This is a genomic window from Thiomicrorhabdus heinhorstiae (genome assembly GCF_013391765.2).
Taxonomy (GTDB): domain Bacteria; phylum Pseudomonadota; class Gammaproteobacteria; order Thiomicrospirales; family Thiomicrospiraceae; genus Thiomicrorhabdus; species Thiomicrorhabdus heinhorstiae.
Map to the genome: position 1 here is coordinate 47,112 of NZ_JACBGI020000010.1, position 22,229 is coordinate 69,340.

The 22,229-nt window shown below is 47.7% G+C and carries 21 protein-coding genes; 15 read left to right on the forward strand and 6 right to left on the reverse strand.

The features are described from left to right. Positions 1-3: 3 nt before the first annotated feature. Both nrdR and glyA read right to left on the reverse strand, forming a co-directional pair. Positions 4-468 (reverse strand): transcriptional regulator NrdR, encoded by a 465-nt coding sequence (gene nrdR, locus H8792_RS06815; protein WP_185978192.1) that lies wholly within the window; start codon positions 466-468, stop codon positions 4-6. Positions 469-650: 182 nt separating this feature from the next. Continuing rightward, a complete protein-coding gene (glyA, locus tag H8792_RS06820; RefSeq protein ID WP_185978193.1) occupies positions 651-1,922 on the reverse strand; it encodes a serine hydroxymethyltransferase in 1,272 nt (423 codons plus the stop codon). A gap of 394 nt (positions 1,923-2,316) precedes the next feature. Here glyA and ettA point away from each other — a divergent pair, with 394 nt between their 5' ends. From ettA to H8792_RS06895, 15 genes are all read left to right on the forward strand, one after another. Beyond that, positions 2,317-3,987, forward strand: coding sequence for an energy-dependent translational throttle protein EttA (gene ettA / locus H8792_RS06825; protein WP_185978194.1), 1,671 nt, complete (start codon positions 2,317-2,319; stop codon positions 3,985-3,987). Positions 3,988-3,991: 4 nt separating this feature from the next. Next, positions 3,992-4,894 carry a GGDEF domain-containing protein gene (locus H8792_RS06830; protein ID WP_185978195.1) on the forward strand — a complete coding sequence of 301 codons (903 nt, stop codon included), beginning with the start codon at positions 3,992-3,994 and terminating at the stop codon, positions 4,892-4,894. 130 nt (positions 4,895-5,024) lie between these two features. Continuing rightward, positions 5,025-5,516: a DsrE family protein gene (locus H8792_RS06835; RefSeq protein WP_185978196.1), complete on the forward strand. Its 492-nt coding sequence runs from the start codon at positions 5,025-5,027 to the stop codon at positions 5,514-5,516. 221 nt (positions 5,517-5,737) lie between these two features. Beyond that, complete coding sequence (locus H8792_RS06840) at positions 5,738-6,397, forward strand: MotA/TolQ/ExbB proton channel family protein (RefSeq protein ID WP_228766991.1); 660 nt, start codon at positions 5,738-5,740, stop codon at positions 6,395-6,397. Next, a complete protein-coding gene (locus H8792_RS06845) occupies positions 6,398-6,817 on the forward strand; it encodes an ExbD/TolR family protein (RefSeq protein WP_185978197.1) in 420 nt (139 codons plus the stop codon). An 11-nt stretch (positions 6,818-6,828) separates the two neighbouring features. Further along, complete coding sequence (locus H8792_RS06850) at positions 6,829-7,260, forward strand: ExbD/TolR family protein (RefSeq protein WP_185978198.1); 432 nt, start codon at positions 6,829-6,831, stop codon at positions 7,258-7,260. Continuing rightward, entirely contained in the window at positions 7,253-8,293 is a 1,041-nt protein-coding gene (locus tag H8792_RS06855) for a TonB family protein (RefSeq protein WP_185978199.1), read from the forward strand. Before H8792_RS06850 ends, H8792_RS06855 begins: the two co-directional genes overlap by 8 nt. Positions 8,294-8,312: 19 nt before the next feature. Beyond that, positions 8,313-10,640: a TonB-dependent receptor gene (locus H8792_RS06860; protein WP_185978200.1), complete on the forward strand. Its 2,328-nt coding sequence runs from the start codon at positions 8,313-8,315 to the stop codon at positions 10,638-10,640. A gap of 94 nt (positions 10,641-10,734) precedes the next feature. Next, a complete protein-coding gene (locus H8792_RS06865; RefSeq protein WP_185978201.1) occupies positions 10,735-11,829 on the forward strand; it encodes an alpha-hydroxy acid oxidase in 1,095 nt (364 codons plus the stop codon). 23 nt (positions 11,830-11,852) lie between these two features. Further along, entirely contained in the window at positions 11,853-12,533 is a 681-nt protein-coding gene (locus H8792_RS06870; protein WP_185978202.1) for a Fe2+-dependent dioxygenase, read from the forward strand. A 17-nt stretch (positions 12,534-12,550) separates the two neighbouring features. Further along, positions 12,551-12,838, forward strand: coding sequence for a PepSY domain-containing protein (locus H8792_RS06875; protein WP_185978203.1), 288 nt, complete (start codon positions 12,551-12,553; stop codon positions 12,836-12,838). After that, on the forward strand, positions 12,831-13,358 hold the full coding sequence (locus H8792_RS06880) for a cytochrome b/b6 domain-containing protein (protein WP_185978204.1): 528 nt from the start codon (positions 12,831-12,833) through the stop codon (positions 13,356-13,358). Before H8792_RS06875 ends, H8792_RS06880 begins: the two co-directional genes overlap by 8 nt. A 189-nt stretch (positions 13,359-13,547) precedes the next feature. Beyond that, positions 13,548-14,210, forward strand: a complete 663-nt coding sequence (locus H8792_RS06885) for an ABC transporter ATP-binding protein (protein WP_185978205.1) — start codon at positions 13,548-13,550, stop codon at positions 14,208-14,210. A 37-nt stretch (positions 14,211-14,247) separates the two neighbouring features. Next, the gene (locus H8792_RS06890; protein ID WP_185978206.1) at positions 14,248-15,285 is read left to right on the forward strand and encodes an extracellular solute-binding protein; all 1,038 of its coding nucleotides are present in this window, start codon (positions 14,248-14,250) and stop codon (positions 15,283-15,285) included. Next, positions 15,286-16,881, forward strand: a complete 1,596-nt coding sequence (locus H8792_RS06895) for an ABC transporter permease (RefSeq protein ID WP_228766992.1) — start codon at positions 15,286-15,288, stop codon at positions 16,879-16,881. A 41-nt stretch (positions 16,882-16,922) separates the two neighbouring features. On the opposite strand, the gene H8792_RS06900 is transcribed toward H8792_RS06895, so the two are convergent. The 4 genes from H8792_RS06900 to H8792_RS06915 all read right to left on the reverse strand — a co-directional run bounded on the left by H8792_RS06900 (position 16,923) and on the right by H8792_RS06915 (position 22,031). Continuing rightward, positions 16,923-18,266: an alanine/glycine:cation symporter family protein gene (locus H8792_RS06900; protein WP_185978207.1), complete on the reverse strand. Its 1,344-nt coding sequence runs from the start codon at positions 18,264-18,266 to the stop codon at positions 16,923-16,925. 240 nt (positions 18,267-18,506) lie between these two features. Beyond that, a complete protein-coding gene (locus H8792_RS06905) occupies positions 18,507-19,709 on the reverse strand; it encodes a type II toxin-antitoxin system HipA family toxin (RefSeq protein WP_185978208.1) in 1,203 nt (400 codons plus the stop codon). Between the two features lie 22 nt (positions 19,710-19,731). Beyond that, positions 19,732-19,977 carry a helix-turn-helix transcriptional regulator gene (locus H8792_RS06910; RefSeq protein ID WP_185978209.1) on the reverse strand — a complete coding sequence of 82 codons (246 nt, stop codon included), beginning with the start codon at positions 19,975-19,977 and terminating at the stop codon, positions 19,732-19,734. 218 nt (positions 19,978-20,195) lie between these two features. Further along, positions 20,196-22,031 carry a cyclic nucleotide-binding domain-containing protein gene (locus H8792_RS06915; RefSeq protein WP_185978210.1) on the reverse strand — a complete coding sequence of 612 codons (1,836 nt, stop codon included), beginning with the start codon at positions 22,029-22,031 and terminating at the stop codon, positions 20,196-20,198. Between the last annotated feature and the right edge of the window lie 198 nt (positions 22,032-22,229).

Here is a 22,229-nt window from a genome sequence, read left to right on the forward strand (position 1 = left end):
CGTCTACTTGGCTGTTGTCGCGTGGACCAGTTTTTCAACCTCTTCGCGAAAAGCGTTTACATCCTGGAAAGCGCGATAAACCGAAGCAAAACGGACATAAGCGACCTGATCCAGATCTCTCAACTCTTCCATTACCCACTCGCCGATCTGCGCCGAAGGGATTTCCCGGACACCTTCCGACATCAATCGTTTCATGATATGGCTGATAACCTGTTCAATGGTTTCGCTGGAGACAGGACGCTTTTCAAGCGCCTTGACCAAACCTCTGCGGATTTTGTCATCTTCGAAGCGCTCGCGGTTGCCGTCGCTTTTGATCACTCGGGGAAGAGAGAGTTCGGCGGATTCATAAGTGGTAAAACGCTCACCACAATGGATACATTCCCGGCGGCGGCGAACTTGGACACCTTCGGTTGCCAGACGGGAATCCACAACTTTGGTATCGGGTGCATTACAAAAAGGACAATGCATAATTCACTCCCAAATAACCGATCACCCCTAAGAAGGTGATAAATTAGTATTTTCTTATAGTTCGGTTGTCCAGATGCGAAAAAACCACCAGATATGGTGGTTTTTTCGATCAATTAGAGGTTATAACACAAGAGCAACCTGTTTGGCTATCTTCATTAACACCTCCCGGGAAAGAACCTGAATTATTTATAAACAGGCTTGGCAGCACAAAGCGCACTGACTTTTTCACGTACATCCGCTACGACCGCTTCATCCCATGATTGTGATTCCTGATCACAAGCATCGATGACATCGCACATCCAGGTTGCCAGATTGGTACAATCTTCAACATCGAAACCGCGAGTAGTCGCCGCAGGCGTACCAACACGGATACCGGAAGTCACGAATGGAGACATAGGATCGTTAGGAACCGAGTTTTTGTTAACCGTGATATGCGCGGAATCCAGAGCCGCATCAACCAGCTTACCGGTCAGACCTTTTTTAATCAGGCTAACCAGGAACAAATGGTTTTCGGTTCCTCCGGAAACCACGTCACAACCGCGTTCAATAAATACTTTCGCCATCGCTTGAGCGTTTTTGATTACGTTTTCGCAGTACGTTTTCCATTCCGGCTCCAGGCACTCTTTGAATGCCACAGCCTTAGCCGCCATAACGTGAACCAAAGGACCACCTTGACCACCCGGGAAAATCGCCGAGTTCAACTTCTTCTCCAGGTCAGGGTTTGATTTAGCCAAAATCAAACCGCCGCGAGGACCACGCAGAGTTTTATGTGTCGTAGTCGTCACAACATCCGCAAATGGAACCGGGTTCGGATACAGACCACCGGCAACCAGACCGGCAACGTGCGCCATATCAACGAAAAGGTAAGCGCCGACTGAATCGGCAATTTCGCGGAATTTTGCCCAGTCGATAACCTGCGAGTAAGCAGAGAAACCGGCAATAATCATCTTCGGCTTATGCTCATTGGCCAATGCTTGTACTTCATCGTAATCAATCTGACCGCTAACCGGGTCAATGCCGTATTGAACTGCATTATAAATTTTACCGGAGAAGCTAACGTGAGAACCGTGAGTCAAATGACCACCGTGCGCAAGGCTCATACCTAAAACGGTATCGCCCGGCTCGCACAATGCCATATAAACCGCCGCATTTGCCTGAGAACCGGAGTGTGGCTGAACGTTTGCGTAATCTGCACCAAACAACTCTTTAGCGCGATCGATCGCCGCTTGTTCAACGATATCCGCAAATTCACAACCGCCGTAATAACGTTTCCCCGGATAACCTTCAGCGTATTTATTTGTAAAATAGGAGCCTTGCGCTTCCATTACGCGTGGGCTGGTATAGTTTTCCGAAGCAATCAGTTCGATGTGCGATTCTTGGCGAATCTCTTCGTTTTTGATCGCATCGGCGATCAAATCATCGTAACCAGCAATGGTCATTGATTTCGTGAACATTTCTCGGGTTCTCCGTCTGGCAAGTTGAATAGTGTCAAAGAGGGGAATTTTACCCGTTTTAAACTTGAACATTCAAGCCTAAACACTTTTTAATTGCAGGGATAATATATTCCTATTTGGTGTCCCCCACGATCACAGCCCACAGCATTCCGCGATACACTATGGCAAGGCGGTTTCCTGTCCGACTCTTCTATCTGCCCTTCCATGTAAATATACCAAGTTTGAATATCGCTTTCTTTTCTCGGCGTTTCTCTCGGCTGAACCCTTTTCCTAAAGACCGTTTTTAGGTAAAGTTGCTGTTTAAATTCATACAGACAGATTTTTTACAGACTGTCGCCAGGCAAATATAAAAAGAACACCATAACACTCCAGCAATAGGACTTAGGAACAGCTAATGGCCCAATTCGTTTACACCATGAACCGCGTCGGCAAAATCGTACCGCCGAACCGTCACATCTTAAAAGACATCTCCCTCTCTTTCTTCCCGGGCGCCAAAATCGGCGTACTCGGCCTGAACGGTTCAGGTAAATCGACCTTATTGCGTATTATGGCCGGCATTGATACCGACATCGTCGGTGAAGCCCGTCCGCAGCCCGGTATCAAAGTCGGTTATCTTCCCCAGGAACCGCAACTGGACGAAAGCAAAGATGTTCGCGGTAATATCGAAGAAGCGGTCAAAGAGATCAAAGATGCCATGGCCGAGCTGGATGCAATTTATGCCGCTTATGCAGAACCGGACGCCGACTTTGATGCCTTAGCCAAAAAACAGGGTGAAATCGAAGATATTATCCAAGCGATGGACGGCCACAATCTGGATCGCAACCTGGAAATCGCTGCGGATGCTCTGCGTCTGCCACCGTGGGATGCCGACGTTGCCAAACTCTCCGGCGGTGAAAAACGCCGTGTCGCACTATGCAAATTACTGCTGGAAAAACCGGATATGTTGCTACTCGACGAGCCGACCAACCATTTGGACGCCGAATCCATCGCCTGGCTGGAACGATTCCTATGTGAATTCCCAGGAACGGTAGTGGCGATTACCCACGACCGTTACTTCCTGGATAACGCCGCCGAATGGATACTGGAACTGGATCGCGGTGAAGGAATTCCTTTCCAGGGTAACTACTCTTCCTGGCTGGAACAGAAGGAGAAGCGCCTGGAACAGGAAGCCAAGTCCGAAGTCGCACGAATGAAGACTATTAAAAACGAATTGGAATGGGTACGTCAGGGCGCCAAGGGCCGCCATGCAAAATCCAAAGCACGTATGTCTCGTTTCGAGGAACTGAGCAGTCAAGAACATCAGAAACGTAATGAAACCAATGAAATCTTCATTCCAGTCGCCGAACGCCTCGGTGAGAAAGTCATCGAAGTAAACCACCTGAATAAATCCTTCGGTGATCGCTTACTGATCGATGACCTGAGCTTCCGTCTGCCGCAAGGTGGTATTGTCGGAATCATCGGTGCCAACGGTGCCGGTAAATCAACTCTGTTCCGCATGTTGACCGGTCAGGAGCAGCCTGATAGCGGCAGCATCGAATATGGTGAAACCGTCAATCTTTCGTATGTTGACCAAAGTCGCGATGCGCTCGACGACAGCAAAACCGTCTGGGAAGAGATTTCCGGTGGCGAAGAACTGTTTATGGTCGGCAATATCGAAGTCAACTCGCGCGCCTACTGCAGCCGTTTCAATTTCAAAGGCGGCGATCAACAGAAGAAAATCGGCCAACTGTCCGGCGGTGAACGCAACCGTGTCCACCTAGCAAAAATGCTACGTAGCGGTGGAAACCTGTTACTTCTGGATGAACCGACCAATGACTTGGACGTCGAAACTTTACGAGCACTGGAAGAAGCGCTGCTGGAATTTGCCGGTTGTGCAGTGGTTATTTCCCACGACCGCTGGTTCCTGGACCGAATCGCTACGCATATGCTTGCGTTCGAGGGGGATTCCCATGTAGAGTGGTTCGAAGGAAACTTTACCGATTACGAAGCCGATTTAAAACGTCGTAAAGGGGCCGATGCCGCACAACCGCACCGCATCAAATACAAACCGATTTCGAAGGATTAAGATCATGCCGCAAACTCATTCTCATCTAGACGCCATTGCCAATGCGATGCCGGACCCGATCTTTATTATGGGTCAGGACGGTACCTATCTGGATATTGTCGGTGGAAGCGAGCGCACGCTGTATGCGGATGGCTCGGCACTGATCGGCAAAAAATACCACGAAGTTCTACCGGAACAGATGGCCAACCGCTTCTTGAAAATCGTGCAAAAATCGATCGCCACCGGTCAACTGCAAGAGATCGAATACCAGTTGGCGAATGCGGAAGTCAGCGGAGTCAGCGAAGGCCCGGCCGGCGGCCAGTGGTACGAAGCGCGCATCTATCCGGTCAAGAGCGAAGAGTACGGGCAGCCGGCGGTTATCTGGCTGGCGATTAACATCACCAGCCGCAAGCACATGGAAGAGCAGATCGAACACCTCTCGTCCACCGACCCGCTGACCGAACTGTATAACCGCGATTTTTTCCTTGGCGTACTGGACGAAGAGCTGAACAAGGCTAAAACCAACAAGCAGGCACTATCGTTGATCAAAATCGACTTAGATTGCTTCAAACGCATTACCGACGGCTACGGTCACGAAATGGGCGACAAAGCAATTTTAACCGCCGCGCATGCCATCAAAAAAGTGGCCAAAGATCTAGGCTATGTCGGCCGACTGAGCTGCGATCAGTTTATGATCGCCCTGCCGGGTGTCAAAGCGGTAGACGCTTTCCGCATTGCCAAACTGGCTCAGGAAACCATTTCTGCACAGAACATCAAGTTGGAAGATGGCGTGGTTACCTGCTTGACCAGTCATGCCGGTGTGACTGAAGTTCGCTCGCCGGATGATGACAGCCAAATCCTGTTCAAACGAGTCAATGAAGCGATTCAAGCGCTTCACGGCACGCGCGAAATCACCCGCACCATGTAAGCAATCACCCACTTAAACCAAGCGATTTTCGTTCAGGAAATCGCTTTTTTTATAACCGGCATTGATTCCTTATAAAATTAAAAGCGATTTAAAACTCGATTCAATAACAACATCAGAGGAACTCGTAACCATGAATCTATTCAAGAAACTCATTCACACAGCCCTCATAGCTCTGGCTTTTATCGGTTTCAGCACTCAAGTTCAGGCGGCCGACGACGGCGCCAAAGTGGTGTATCACGTCGATTTTAAAGATCCGACGCGCTATTCGGCGACCCTGACGTCGATCAACAATATTCTTAACTATTACGAATCCGAGCTGATGGAAGCGGATGTTCACCTGGTCTTTGTCGGTTACGGTTTGCGTTTTACGACCGACGACGATCTTAAAGGAACTCCTTACGAAGCAGACCAGGCGCTAAAAGAACGTCGTGAAGAATTAAAAGGTCGCTTAAACGCCTTGATGAACGTACGCGGTGTAAAAGTCCACCTGTGCGATAAAACGCGTGACGAAGTCGGATTACCGCAATCCAAAGTCTATAAAGGAATCGACTTCGCTCCTTCCGGCGTAGCCAAAATCGCCATTTTGCAAAGTGAAGGTTATTCTTACTTGAAGATTCAATAAGAAAAAACCGAATTTAAGAACAAAGCCCGCTCCATGCGGGCTTTTTTATTATCCATATGCACTCCCCCCTCTCACCCTCTCACCTCATCACCCTACCTCCTCAACCACTCAATCTTGCCTTAACTAAATAATAATTATTTTTATTAGCGAATGGTTTACTTTTATATAAATACAAATATAATGCGAACTATTATCATTAATACTTTAAATAGATTATACAAATGGATACTCAAGAAATTATTAATATTGTTAATTTGGGCGGCCCTGTCGTTTGGACGCTAGCCGCTTTCTCTTTATTTGCCAGCACACTGGTTCTGGCCAAGCTTTGGCACTTTTCCTCTCTAAAGCTGTTCAAGAAAAATCTGCCGCAAACACTGCACGCCTCTCTCAGAGAAGGCAATGTCGACCATGCGCTGGCTGTCTATATGGCAGACAAACATCCGAGAAGCCAAATTATCGCCCACGCCCTGAAACAGGTTCGCCAAGGGACACTTGATACGGACGAAGTCAGAGAAGAAGCGACTCGCTATGCCAAACTGCGTCTCACCGACCTATCGTCTTATTTAAGACCACTAGAAGTTATTGCAACACTTGCTCCCCTTCTCGGGCTGTTCGGAACCGTACTCGGCATGATCGAAGCTTTCCGAGCTATGGAAGCGGCAGGTTCTCAGATCAACCCGGCGGTTTTATCCGGTGGAATCTGGCAGGCACTGTTGACGACCGCCATCGGCTTGGCGGTTGCTATCCCCGTATCGCTGTTCTATAGCTGGTTTGAGCGAATTACTGAAAGACAGGCCATCGCAATCCAGGATGATCTGGACACGCTTTTCATACAACTGTCCATCAACGGACAGGAACGCCGTCGTAAGGACGTTGCATAGATGCACTCGACGCTGGAATTTAAAAGCCGAAAAAAGCGCATCGGGCTGACGGCCTTGATCGACGTTGTTTTTATCATCTTGATGTTTTTCATGCTCAGCTCAAGTTTTGTTCGCTGGACTGAATTCCCTATCGAAATCGACACGACAAACGAGAGTGCGGCATCATCGCAAATCAGCGATGAAGCATTTCTATATCTACAGTCTGACGGCAGTTTGAACCGTTTTCCTGATTCGTGGAGCTGGCAACATTTCACCGCTTTCCGAAAAGAGGACAGTCTGTCGTTCGACCGGCAGCAGACAGTGCAATTGAAAGTCGACCCGCAATGCGAGTTGCAAACCATTCTGCAAGCGATGGAATTCCTGCGCCTGCAAGGTTTGTCACAGATTCGCCTAGGCGGAATGGCGACGGACGAGTCCTGAGGAATCAAGCAATGCAACCGAAATATTCATTAACCCGCAACGTGCAAAGAACAAAACGCGATCTGGAAGAAAATCTGATCCCCTTGATCAATATTGTTTTCCTACTACTGATTTTCTTTATTACCGCCGGACAGATCTCGCAAATTTCCAACAACGATATTGATCCGCCTTATCTGCAACAAGCGGATCAATTAACGTCCAAACCGATCTATATCGAGGTGCAAAAGGACGATCGCTTGCTGATTAACGGAAAATGGATTTCATCAGTCGAGCTGAAAAACCATCTTGAACTATTTTCCGAATCGGAAAAACGTCAGCTGATTCTAAAAGTTGATAAAGCAACTAAAGCACAAAAGCTGTACGGCCTTTTGAGCTCTTTAAAGAATGGCGGCGTCGGCAAGATTTTGTTGGTCACGCAAACTCAGGAAAAAGCAGATGAATAAAAGTGTTTGGACAGCCGCGCTTGCTCTAGCCGCCCTGCTGCACCTGATGATCTTGTCGACACTGCTGAATGCCGAAGAGATTGATATTTCAACTTTTGGCGGTGCTCAACACCACTCGAACCATCAGAACACCCATGGAAATGCCAACCCGCTGCTGATCGCGGATTTATCGCTTATCGCACTAAACAACAAACCGGAAGAGCTTAAACCGGAAATAGCACCTGCACCGGTCAAGAAACCGGAAATAGCACCTGCACCGGTCAAGAAACCGGAAGTGAAGAAACCGGAAGTGAAGAAACCGGAAGTGAAGAAACCGGAAGTGAAGAAACCGGAAGTGAAGAAACCGGAAGTGAAGAAACCGGAGGTGAAGAAACCGGAGGTGAAGAAACCGGAGGTGAAGAAACCGGAGGTGAAGAAACCGGAGGTGAAGAAACCGGAGGTGAAGAAACCGGAGGTGAAGAAACCGGAGGTGAAGAAACCGGAGGTGAAGAAGCCGGAGGTGAAGAAGCCGGAGGTGAAGAAGCCGGAGGTGAAGAAGTCGGAAGAATCCATTTCCAGTCAAGAAAACACCCCTAACCTCCCTAGCGATGCAGCCCCATCAAATCAGCAAGCCAGGGAACATCAGGAAACGGCAACACCTCAATCGGATTCGAATCGCGGTGCAACTTCGAGTGCCAGCCCTGCTGCCGCTTCAAAGCAGCGCTCGATCACGCAAAGCGGCAATAACAAAGAACTGATTAACCGCTACTTTAGCGAATTAAAGGCTTGGCTGAACCGACATAAGGAATATCCGGTCAGAGCCAAGCAAAACAAGGAACAAGGCGTTGCAATCGTTCAATTTACTATCGATCGCCAAGGAAAAGTCCTCAGCGCCAAGTTGAAACGCAGCTCAGGATTTAAGCGCCTAGACCATGCCGCATTGCAGATGTTGCAGAAAGCGAATCCTCTGCCGGCGATTCCCGAATTCCTAGGAAGAGACTCACTGACATTGGCCATACCAGTTGAGTATTCACTAATAACTAATAAGTCATGAACGTAAGGAGACACATCACATGACAGACCAGATCAACAGCGGGCTCCTTAAACCTTTGAGTTTAAGAAGCAATTCTTCGTTTCCGAAAAACCGCCATTTGGCAAAGGGTGCACTGGCCATCGGAGTTTCGTCTTTAATGACGCCTATGGCGATGGCCGAAGAAGTCATCAATCTGGATACTTTGCAGGTTGAAGAACGGACTATCGACACTAACCCTTATGCCGAACCGGGCGCCCCTTACAAAGCCAGGATTTCCGGCGACCAACGTCACGTCAAACCGATCGCGGAAACACCGCAAACGATTTCCGTACTGACGCAAACCCAGATCGAAGATTCAGGAAAAAGCGATCTGAAAGAAATTCTGGCAGCCCAGCCTGGGATCACTTTGGGAACCGGTGAAAACGGAAACGCCTTCGGCGATCGTTATATTATCCGTGGTCACGAAGCACGCAGTGATGTTTTTGTCGACGGTCTGAAAGATCCGGGTATGACGATTCGCGAAAGCTTTGCTACCGAACAGATCGAAATCAGCAAAGGTCCTAGTTCGACGTTTGCCGGACGCGGTACAACCGGCGGTGCGGTCAACAGCGTAACCAAACAAGCCAACAGCGAATACAGCTTTACCAAGTTGCAAGGCGGCATCGGAACGGATGGTTACCATCGCTATACATTGGACAGCAACCAAAAAATCAGTGACGATTTTGCGGTACGCCTGAACTTGCTTGATCACCGCGAAGGCGTTCCTGATCGAGATCCCGCAGAACGTCAGAGACAAGGTTTCGCTTTATCCGGCGTATATGAAGCCTCGGACAAACTTAAAATCATAGCCGATATCTATCACCTTGAAGCGAACGACAAACCGGATCTGGGCGGTTATATTCAAAACAATGAACCGCATGGCGATGTACCGGTTTATCTGCAGGATCAAGATTTCCTGAAATCGACAATCAATACCGCGACTCTGCGCCTGGAATACGAAATTAACGATTCCGTCCGCCTGCATAACGCCATGCGTTACGGCACGACAGAAAACGGTTATGTCGTGACCGGCGCACGCGGAACCACAACGGACGCTTCCGATCCGAACGGTTCCTACGACACTATTTCGTTAAGTACTCACCAGGGCTGGCAGGATGTTTCATACTTTGTCGACCAGTTAAATCTATATGTCGACCACTCCAGCGGAGATATCGATCATAAGATGATTTTCGGTGCGGAATTCTCCGACATGAAAGTCAAGAACGGCGTTTACGACGTGACCAACACCGGTGCAACAAACTGTATCGTTTCCGGACGCGGCGGTTTGAGCAACGGTTACTGTGCCGTTGATGCCAGCGGCAACGTTGTGGCGAATTTGAACGGATTGATGGGTCGCTCGATCAGTAAAGGGGATTTCGACTCGGATTACAATATCGTTACCACCTCGCTGTACGCGATGGATACCGCCGATGTAACCGATAAATTTTCGGTATTCGCCGGAATCCGCTTTGACCATTTCGATTATAAGAACACCATCCAGCGCAGCGGCGTACAAACCCCCTACAGTTATTCCGATAACCTTTGGAACGGCCACGTGGGAATGGTTTACGACCTGACGGACGAAGGCAATATCTATGCTAGCTATAGCACAGCAGCCAATATCAACGGCGGAGAATCCGATGTCGGAACCAGCAGCGGTTACGGCGGTCTGGTAACCTATAACGGAACCGTAGCCGGTGCCGATCCGGAAATCACCGAGAGCTACGAGATCGGTACCAAATGGAACCTGTTCGACGGCAAACTTCTGGCTACCGCCGCCCTATTCCGTATCACCAAATCCGATGTTATGGAAGGTGCCGACTACGATTCGATCGGAACCTTTAATACCGGTAAAAACCAGGTGGAAGGGATCGAGTTAGGTTTAAGCGGAAACCTGACGGAAAAACTTTCCACTCAAGCCGGCGTGACCTTTATGAACTCGGAAATCCTTAAATCCGCTACCGCGGCCAATGTCGGAAAACGCCTGAGCAATTTCGCGGACAATTCCGCTTATGTGCAAATGCGTTATCAAACCACGCCTAAACTGGCGATCGGCGGTAGCATGACTTACCGTAGCGAAATGTACGCCGGTCAACCGGATACCGCAGCCGGTTATAACTCCACCACAGGTGAATACAGCGTTAAGATTCCGGCATATACCGTCTACGACCTGTTTGCAACCTACGAGTTCAACCGTAAACTGGATGCCCGCATCAATGTCGGCAATGTCACTAACGAAACCTATTACCTAGCGGCCTACCGAAGCGGTTCCTTCGCTTATCTCGGCGACGCCCGCAATGTTAAATTAACCCTGAACTACGAGTTCTAATCTGCCAGGCCCGTGTATCCAATTTGGATACACGGTCTAATCCGGTTTAAGATCCTAATTACATCAGGAACATAAAATTTGGTAACTAATCCCTATGCAACAGTACGATCCCAACGAAATTATCCGACACATTTACCGGGCTGAGGATTACCAGCGCCTGGCTGAAGAGTTACTTGAGCCATCCGTGTATGCTCACATTGCCGGAGGCAGCGGTTGCGAAAGAACCCTTAAAGCCAATGTTTCCGAGTTGGATCGCATTCAACTTCTTCCGCGCATTTTACGGGATTGTTCCAGTGGATCGACTCGAACGCAAATATTCGACAGAAGTCTATCCCACCCGATTTTCCTTGCACCAGTGGCCTACCAATCACTGGTGCATCCCGAAGGGGAAATTGAAACCGCCCACGCTGCCGAGGCCACGGATACTCCGATGGTTCTGAGTACCTTATCCAGTTGTTCTCTGGAAGAAATCGCTAAAAACAACAGCGGATTAAAATGGTTTCAACTCTACTTTCAACCCAGTTTTGTCGATACGCTTGATTTGGTACGCCGAGCGGAAAAGTCCGCTTATCAGGCGATTATCGTCACCCTCGACACACCCGTGCAAACAGTCAGTCATCGGGCACAGAAAGCCGGCTTTAGAATGCCCGACCATATTCAGGATGCCAACCTGACTAATTATGCACCGCACAACACAATACAGATAGAGCAAGACGAAAGCTTTATTTTTCAAGGTATTATGCGCCAAGCCCCCAAATGGGAAGATCTGCGCCATTTGCTTGCAGAAACCCAGCTTCCGGTATTCGTTAAGGGCGCCTTGCATCCCGCAGACATCGACCAACTTTTGCAAATCGGCATCAGTGGACTGGTGATATCAAATCATGGTGGACGCGCTTTGGACAGCACTCCGGCAACCATTCAGCTCTTATCAGCTATCCGCGCCCGTGTCGGCAAGAATTTCCCGCTGATTTTCGATAGCGGCATTCGCTCCGGCGAACACATTTTCAAAGCTCTGGCGCTCGGGGCCGACGCGGTAATGGTCGGTCGGCTGCAAATGTATGCCTTGGCTTTAGGCGGCGCGCTCGGCGTTGCCCATATGCTCAAAGTTCTGCGAGAAGAACTCGAAGTATGCATGGCTTTAACCGGCTGCAGCCAGATCAGCGACATCACTCCCGAAACACTTTTATAAAATTATAGAGCGGAGAACAATCTATGCTACTCGTCATAGAAGAAGTCTTATCCAAAAATGAAGTACAGCAATATCGCCGACATCTGGAAAAGGCCCCTTGGGAAGACGGGCAAAAAACTGCCGGCAGCTTATCTTCCAAAGTCAAAAACAACCTGCAACTTGACGATCAATCGGATATCGCAATCAGTTTGGGAAATCATATTTTACAAACTCTGGGTCAACACCCTTTGTTCACATCGGCAGCGTTACCCAACAAGATTCACCCTCCCAAATTCAACTGTTACCAAGGCGGCGGCCACTATGGAGCACACGTCGATAGCGCCATTATGTATATCCCCGGCAGCAATATCACACTGCGCAGCGACCTGTCCGCCACCCTGTTTTTAAGCGATCCGGACGAGTACGAAGGTGGTGAATTGACCATCGAAGACCAGTTTGGCGCACAAAAAGTCAAGCTCGCTGCCGGCGATATGGTTCTCTATCCTTCCAGCAGTCTGCACCATGTCACCCCCGTGACGAAGGGTGCACGGATTTCGTCCTTTTTCTGGATCCAGAGCATGATTAAAGATGAAGCGGAAAGAACCCTCTTGTTTGATTTGGACCAATCCATTCAGGAACTGTCTGCACAAAACCCGAATTCACAGGAAATTCTCCGTCTAACCGGGGTTTATCACAACTTACTCAGACGCTGGTCTGATATTTAAAACAGAAGGATTTTTCGATGATTAAACGTTCTCTACTTGTACTGACGGCCTTGACTGTTTCGGCTAACGCCTATGCTTCGGCCAAGTGCCCGAAAGCACCAAAAGATCAATGGATGCACGTTCTGGATATGCAGAAAAAAATCGTTAACGACTACGGATTTGCAATTAAGAAATTCCAAACCGACGGTAATTGTTATGAAATCTATGGTTGGGGATTAAACGACAAGAAAGACAAATTCGTTAAGGTAGAAGTCTACTTCAACCCGGTCAATGGCGAGATCGTTAAAAAAGTCATCGATGATTAAGCACGACAAACCTAGCGTTGAAGTCTGGGATCATGTTGTCCGTTTATTTCACTGGTCGGTTGCCGTCCTGTTTTTAGCCAGCTATTGGTTGACGGAGGGCGGTAGTTCCATCCACGAATACTGCGGATATGCCGTTATGCTGCTGGTAATCGCCAGAATTTTTTGGGGATTCATCGGCTCTCCGAATGCCCTTTTCAAAAACTTCTGGCCGACAGCAGCGGCGATTAAAGCACAGCTGAAAGACTTTTCTTCTCATCCGCACGGACACGGCCACAGCCCACTTGGTGCCTTGATGGTTTTGACGCTACTGGCGCTGCTACTCATTACTTCTTTAAGCGGATGGATGCGCAACTGGGATCTGTTCTGGGGGGAAGACTGGATACAGCGTCTACACGAAATTTCGGCACATATTCTGCAATTTCTGGTTATCCTGCACATCACGTCTGTCATTCTGATCCAGAAATATGCCCGGATCAATTTAATTCGCGGCATGATCACAGGCAAACAAAAATCCCGGTAAATTGCCTATCCTTTCACTAGAAAGAACCCCCTTATTTAAAATATGCTGACAGGTCCTTTTCGCATTATCGACTTAATGGATCAACTAAGAAGTGAAAATTATCCCCAATTAGTATTGAAAACAATTATTATTTAACCTATTATTCTCCATGTTAATCATTATCATTTAGATTGTATGGAGAGCCTTGCCATGCTGGCTTTAGAAAACGTTACTGTCGTGCACGATAAATCACCGGTGCTAAATGCCTGCAGCCTGTGTATGCAAACCCACGAGATTCTCGGCCTGATGGGAAAAAGCGGTAGCGGCAAAACGACACTACTGCGAACAATAGCCGGTTTTCAAAACCTGCATCAAGGTGTCGTATCAATCGGTCAGCGTTGCTTAAGCAAACCGGGGTTCTGTACCGCACCCGAACAGCGTGCGATCGGTATGGTATTTCAGGACTTCGCCCTCTTTCCCCACTTAACCGTCGAAGAAAACATCGTTTTCGGTCTGAAGGGACAATCCAGCCAACAGAAAAAGTCCCGCGCTCTGGAATTGGCGAATATGATGGAAATTTCCGAACTGTTAAAGCGCTATCCGCATGAACTCTCCGGCGGCCAGCAGCAACGTGTTGCCATCGCCCGGGCAATGGCGCCAAAACCGTCGCTAATTCTCTTCGATGAGCCTTTTTCCAGCCTGGATCGCGCCCTTGCCATGAAACTGGCCAAAACCCTTCGCGAATGGCTCAAACAGGAACAAATGACGGCACTGGTCGTCACCCATTCATCCGATGAAGCACACCTTTTATGCGACCGCCTGGCACATCTGAACGCAGGTTCATTGCAATTCGACGAACAGAAAGTCGCTTAATTTCAGCAGATGCAATCGATTAAAACAGGATCTAACAATGCTACATAACATTTTCTCTAAATGGATCACTGCCGGTTTAGCCGTTGTACTCCTTACTCCGGCGACAGCACTTGTTACCAGTAGCGGTGCCCTTGCAGCTGAAAACAAACTGGTGATTTACAGTGCCCGTAAAGAGCATTTACTCAAGCCGTTATTAGACGAATTCACCAAAGAAACCGGCATTGAAACTCTGCTTTACACCGGAAAAGACAGTGCTTTGATCGAACGCGTCAAAGCTGAAGGCGATAAAACCGACGCCGATATTTTAATGATGGCCGACGCGGGCAACCTGGGTTATGCGGCCGAGCAGGACCTGTTTGCAAAACTCGATTCGCAAACCGTTCGCGAACGTATTCCTGCACACCTTCGCGACGATCAGGATCGCTGGACCGGTCTGTCGGTTCGCGCCCGAACGCTGGTCTACTCTACCGAACGCGTCAACCCGAAAGACTTGAGCGGATATCAAGATCTGGCCGATCCGAAATGGCAAGGAAAACTGTGTCTGAGGACCTCTAAAAAAGTCTATAACAAATCGTTGGTCGCCTCATTGATCTCGCACTACGGTGAAGATCAAGCGGAAAAAATCGTCACAGGCTGGGTTAACAATCTGGCCGCCAAACCTTACGCCAAAGATTCGCAAGTCATGGATGCGATTCTCGCCGGTCGTTGCGATGTCGGGATTGTTAACAGCTATTATTTCGGTCGTCTGGTAGAGAAAAAACCGCAAGTTGCTCTTGCGCTGTTCTGGGCTGATCAACAAGGACATGGCACTCATGTAAATATTTCCGGAGCGGGCATTATCAAAAGCAGCGATCAGGCGGCTAATGCCCGAACCTTAATCGAATGGCTCACCCAAAATAAAGCACAATCCCTGTATGCCGAAGTAAACCAGGAATATCCTGCCGATCCGCAGATCCCCCCCTCTAAAACCGTTGCTTCCTGGGGGAAATTCAAAGCGGACGATTTAAGCTTGTCGGAAGTCGTTCGACTGCAACAACAAGCGGTACGATTAATGCAAAAGGTCGGCTATCGTTAATTGAACAGACTCACTTCACTACAAGGTTTTTTGCTGTGGATACCAGTATGGTCTATTTTGGCCATACTGGTTTTGTTGTTATTGCTCCCTATCAGTTACCTGTTCGGCAGCTGGGGGAATATCGACATCCAACTATGGGAGCATTTTTCCGCCAATCTGCTCGACGAACTGACTCTTAACACCCTCTTGCTCGTTCTGTCGGTTGCCGTCGGCACGCTCACTCTGGGAACCGGACTGGCATGGTTTGTCGTCATGTACGAATTTCCGGGCAGGCGCTGGCTGAGCTGGTTGCTTTTGCTTCCTTTCGCCATGCCCGCTTATGTGCTGGCCTTTGTGTTTCTCGGGACTTTCGATTACGGCGGCACAGTCCAACAGTGGTTGCGGACCTTTTTCTCGATCGACTACTTCGATATCCGTGAAGGGGTTTTCGGCCCGGCGCTGGTACTGACACTGGTTTTTTATCCCTATGTCTATCTGTTGGCGCGTACCGCTTTTGCCAACCAAGCCATCAGCATGATCGAAAATGCCCGCCTGCTCGGCTGCTCGCCAGCAAGCGTTTTCTGGCGCCTGAGCTTCCCTTTGGCCCGCCCGGCAATTGCCGCCGGTGTCAGTCTGGCATTAATGGAAACACTGGCTGATTTCGGTACCGTCTCACTGTTTAATTACTCGACTTTTACAACTGCGATCTACAGTGTCTGGGAAGACTTTCATTCTTTGACCGCGGCGGCCCAGCTTTCTACACTACTGCTACTCTTTGCGGTCATGCTGCTCGGTATGGAAAAACTCAGCCGCGGACGCAGAGCCTTTACCCAGCAGGCAAATCTGGATCGCCCGCCTTTCGTTTTAAAAAATTGGCAACGCTGGCTTGTAAGCTTTTCAATCTGGATGATTGTAGTGATCGTCTTGATTATTCCGATCGTTCAATTGGGAGTTTGGTCCTATCAGTCGCTACTGGAGGAATGGGATGCCCGCTACTTCGATTGGCTGTCGAACACTCTGGTACTCAGTGTCAGTTCGGCGGTGATTATTGTATCGTCAGCCTTATTGATGAATATTCTGCAAAAAAAGACAACCGGAAAAACCGTACGCTTCCTACTATTCAGCGCTCGTTTGGGCTATGCCCTTCCGGGAGTCGTCCTGGCAATCGGAATAATGGGCGTTCTGGCCTGGTTTAACCAACAGCTGGATACCGACTGGTTTATCGGCGGATTGTTTGCCTTGTATCTGGCTTATCTGGTACGTTTTATCGCCGTCGCTCACGGTCCGATAGAAAGCCGCTTGCAAACGATCCGTCCCAGTATTATCGAAGCTGCGCGCAATATGGGCGCCAACTCGACAAGATTGTTATGGGAAATCTACCTTCCACTGCTGAAACCCGGTTTGATTGCCGCGTTTATCCTGGCTTTTCTAGATATATCCAAGGAGTTACCGGCTACTTATCTGTTGAGACCTTTCGGTTGGGACACCCTTGCAATGAGGATTTTTGAACTGAGCACCGAAGGTTTATACCAGAGAGCCGCCATTCCTTCGCTGGTTTTGCTCCTGCTGGGAATCGCGGGCTTACTGATTCTTCGGCGCTTAAATCTATTCAGATAATCCGATATGGAATTCCCGCAATAATGCGGGAAATGACAGAATTATTTTTGCAGATGCTCGCGGGTGAGTTTGATAATAATCGGCGACAACACCAGCAACGCAATCAAATTCGGAATCGCCATCAAAGCATTCAGCAAGTCGGCAAGAATCAAAACGGTGTTGAAGTAATCCGACAAGGCCGCTCCGGCAAAAATCGCCACAATCCACAGAACACGATAAGGCGTAATGATTTTGGTACTGGCCAAATATTCGGCACAGCGCTCACCGTAATAACTCCAGCCTAACAAGGTAGTAAAAGCAAATACCGACAAACTCAAAGCGACAATCACTGCCCCAGCATCCGAAGCCAAACCGTTAGTAAAGGCGCTCGCAGTAAGTACGGCGCCGGTTTCGCCACCGGTCCAAACACCAGTCACCATAATCACCAAAGCAGTCATGGAACAGATAATGATGGTATCGATAAAGGTACCCAACATAGCAATATGTCCTTGGCGAACCGGGTCATTGGTCTGTGCCGCCGCATGAGCAATCGGAGCCGAACCCATACCGGCTTCATTCGAGAAAACACCTCTTGCGACACCGAATTGAATCGCCAGAATAATCCCTGCACCGGCAAAACCTCCGGCCGCTGCCGAACCGGTGAAGGCACTCTCGACAATCGTTGCAATCGCCCCCGGCAAAGCATCAATATGCGTTAATAGAATCCACAAAGAGACGCCAACATACAAAACCGCCATCAATGGAACCAATGCGGTCGCAGTATGCGCAATTCGCTTAACACCGCCAAAAACCACCAAACCGATTAATAGCATCAATACGATACCGGTCACCTGGTTATTGACTCCGAATGCGGTTTCCATGGCGCCGGCCACGGCATTTGCCTGCACCATATTGCCGATACCGAAAGCGGCAATGGAACCGAACAAAGCAAACGCAAACGCCAGCGGTTTCCATTTTTCGCCCATGCCGTTTTTGATGTAATACATCGGCCCACCAACGTAGCGGCCGTCCTCGTCGACTTCTCGATACTTCACGGCCAGCACCGCTTCCGAATATTTCGTCGCCATACCGATCAAAGCGGTGACCCACATCCAGAAAATCGCCCCTGGCCCTCCGATGAATAAAGCAGTTGCGACACCGGCAATATTCCCGGTTCCGACCGTTGCCGCCATCGCGGTCATTAAGGCACTGAAAGGCGGAATATCCCCTTTTTGACTCGAATGGCGTCCCTTCCACAACATACGGAAGGCATAGCCCAGATGACGCAAAGGTAAAAACTTTAACCTCAGAGTCAGATAAACGCCCGTACCCAGTAACAACGTCAACATTGCCGGCCCCCAGGCCCATCCGCTCGCAGTCGAAAGCAACTGATTAATCATCTCCATAAAACTATCCCATTTGTCTTAGTGAATTTATTATTGTTTTGAGGCGTCATCGATAGGCAGGTTTGTTTTTTATTTACTGTAAACAGTACCACTTTTTCAGGAGGTAGGGCAAAGTTTGACGAAAATCAGCGATTTCAAATTAATATTAATTCCTTATATGATTCGACACTCTGTCTCGTTTTATTCTTCTCTTATACGCATTGGCGTATATTTTCAGTTTTATACGCTAAAGCGTATAAACTACTTTTCCAGCTTGGATTTTAAACGGGAGATATTGCTTGTTACTACATGCTGTAATGGCTCAAACTCATTTAATAGATGTTCATTTTTCTCGATAAGATTTACCAATTTTTTAAATTCTTTCTGGATCAAAGAAAACTTAACGCCCACCTCATCCGCAAAGCGCTCAAAGTGTCTTTTTTGTAACCACTCCAGGCGATTTTCACCGCCAATTTTCATACTGAACTTGTCACTCAATTCTTGATAACACTGCGTCGACAACAGGTCGTAAAAAGGCGTTAACTCACACTTAGGCTGGTACAAAAAAGCGATATTTTTACCGTGTGCATCTCGATTGCCGATAACAATATTAAATAACACCCAACGAACAAACTGCATCATATCTGCTGCGGGTTTATGACTGTATTGGCGAATTAACTCAGAGCAGGCTTTTAAACTTGGGCCTCCTTCCGTCTCATATTTATTATCCGCATCGATCCCCATCGCTTGACAGAAATCTTCTTGATGAAGCCGTTTGCCTCTTATCCGATCATAACGCTCGACAATAAAATGCAGTTCGTCAGCAACCCGCAAAAAACCAACATCGGGAACATTCAAGCCAACCGCTTTTGCCAATCGCATCGACATTACCTCATTAAGCACTAAATTCTCAAAATGAGGATTACGCAATTTAATAATATGAGTGGTCGCTAGATCCTGGGAAACGGGTAAGGCAAAACGCGTCTTAGTGTCATCTAATTTAATGACAGGCAACTTATTTTGCGCTCCCGCTAGAGATAAACGTATCTCACCATCTAAAGCTTTAAAAGGTGTTGTTTTCAACGCTTCCAGGAGTTCTACTAACTTTGTTTCATCCAACTCAATCCGTTGAGTTTCATAGTCGGGCAAAACAGGCCTATCAAAAATAGAAATCGCTCCAGCTACCTCTCCACCCACTTCAGCCAGAAGCCCAAAGTCATTTTTAATAGACAAACCAAGCTTTCTGCACAACGCATCACGGACTTCCCCTTCAGGAAGCATATTAGCAAAGAAGGTTTCTGCATGTTCAAAAGGTTCAACGCTTAACGGCAAGCTAATCGACAGAGCAAATGCATTCTTAGCACTTAGCCATTCAGAAGCATAACTAAACTGTAACTGTTTAGCAGAAAGTTTAAGTAACTCCCCGACTAGCTGATTTTGATAAAAAACATAGAGCTTTTGCATTGACTCATTCCAATTGGCTCAATTATTTTGTCGATACCGATAACTGTAATCCTAGAGCCTGCAACACTAACATGACAGAATCAAATTGCACGGTTTTCTTGCCGTTTTCAAGCTCAGAAACAAAACGCACTCCAACGTTGGCAATTGCCGCTAAATCTTGTTGCGTTAAACCATCTTGCTTACGCTTATCACGTACCATAACACCTAACTGAACGGCATCCTGCAACACAATAACATTCCCGTTCGGGAAACTTGAATCATTAGACATGACCAAACCTAAAATTTATTCCCTTTCGGGAATATTAAATTAAATCCGGTTAAATAGGAAACTTTATTTTCCCTAACGGGAAAGATAGATTCATTAAATTCTAGAACCCTTTGGTCCAAGTTCAGACTATGAACCAACATGACCAAAACTCTATAAATGAATCATCGTCTGTATGGGATGAATATCTCGAAGAATTCTCTAATCGGCTTTTTCGGGCCTCAATCAAACATTTTAAACATCAGCGCAGAGAGGAAGCCGACTAGAGTGACGAAGCCGACAATTGAACCTCCTCTGGCATAAGCTTCTGGGAGCATGGTTTCGGCAATGACCGTCAGCATGGCACCGGCGGCGATGCCGCTGATTAAAGCGAACCCGCTGCTGCCGACATCGCTCAGAGCAACGCTGCCGATCGCTGCGCCTAACCCGGTAAGCAGCATCAATGAAAACCAGGCTCCGAATATCTGACGAAAGGAGAATCCTTGCTCTTTCATGCTGGCTGAACTGGATAGAGCCTCCGGGTAGTTGGAGATAAATAGAGCAGCGATCAGACTGATGCTCAGGAAATGACCATCGGTGACATGGGTTCCGATCATCAGCGACTCAGGAATCCCATCAAGGAAGATTCCGAGCCAGATCGCCATATAGGCAGCCTGATGTTCATAGAGCTTTTTGTTCACAGACGACAAAGAAGGTAATTTATCCGGCATGAGATGTTTGATAGAGGATTTAACCCACAGTTCCGCTTTAGTCGGCGTCAAACGCTGATCACGGGTTAAATAATCATGGACCTGATGATCCTTTAAATAGATCTGAAGTTTTTCATACATGGCCGGAATCTGCCTCAGGATCGCTTCATAATCCTTTCTTTCCAATATCCAGAAACTGACGTCGGTAGTGGCGATTGCCGTACTCGAATGGCGGCCGCCGACAACAAACGCCATACCTCCGAAATAATCCCCCGGGGAAAGTTTTTCATAGAAAGTTGCATGATTCTTTGGATTGATTAATTCGATACTGCCGCTTTCCAACAGGTATAAACGATCGGCATCGCTTCCCCGAGCAAATAAGGTTTCGCCCGCTTTTAATCTTCTTAGCTTCAAATTGCCGGCTATCACCGTATTAATCGCTTTGGAATTTTTTTGCATAAAAGCAAATCGTCGAGCATGATTTAATCGTGAAAACGCCTGATCATACTGATCACGGCTCTCACGATTGAAAGGCAAACGCCTCTCTTGTTGCAGAATACCGCTTACGTACGCCTGCTGTCGAGCACTCTGCTCGGGAGTGAGTCCCTGCTCTTGCACAAGATAGTTTTCGACTTCCGAAGTTTGCTCGAAATACTCACGCAAAACATCGTAAAACGTAGCCGATTCCTGGAGCATTCGATTGAACTTCTCTCGACTTAACACCCACAAAGTGACTTCTTCGTCAGTCTGAGCAGTAAATACACTGCTCATCGAAGATAAGAATCCCAAATAGCCAAAAGCATCGTTCTCTTCTAATTCCTCAACGACCTTTAAACCGAGTGAGGCTTTTCTTAAATTCACGCTTCCCTGCTGAACGATATAGAACTCATTCAGCAAATCCCCTTGATGAAAAATAATGCTGTTGGCTTTATAGCTGCGAACTTCAAACATCGAATATAAAAGTTGGCGATCCTCTGCAGTTAAAGAATCAAACAGTTTTAAGCGATTGACTGACAGAATCAACTGCTTATTCTGCAACTTCTGCTGGTGGCGAAGATATTGCAACAGCGTCGCGGTTTTTCGTAAGAAGCCCCCTTTCTGGTTCAGTTGCTTATTAAGAAGCAGATAAAACAGACTACCGATAATCGAACCGATGGCGACCGGAAAAAATTCGCTGTTTTGAATCGCCGGTGCGAATAGATCGATGGTGACTGCCGACAGTAAAGCTCCGGCGCCAAATGCCATTAGCCAAGCAACCGTTCTTTCACTCGGCATCCATATTAAGGTCGTCAGGGCTCCCAGAGGCAGCGATAAAGCACTTAGCAACCCCATCAGCAAGGCGGCAATGACAATCGATTCAATCAACATAAAAAATTCATTTCAAAACAGTATATTAAACGGACACTTTAACAAAGCCGCATGAAAGCAATATGACAGTTCCAGCGACATGCAGCCATAAACAAAACTTGAAAATACGAATAAAAAATTCCATTGGGCTTTCAAGCTTTTGTCCATTTTTTACTTGTATTTTAGAGGTAGAATATTTACTTAAATAAAATATATTTA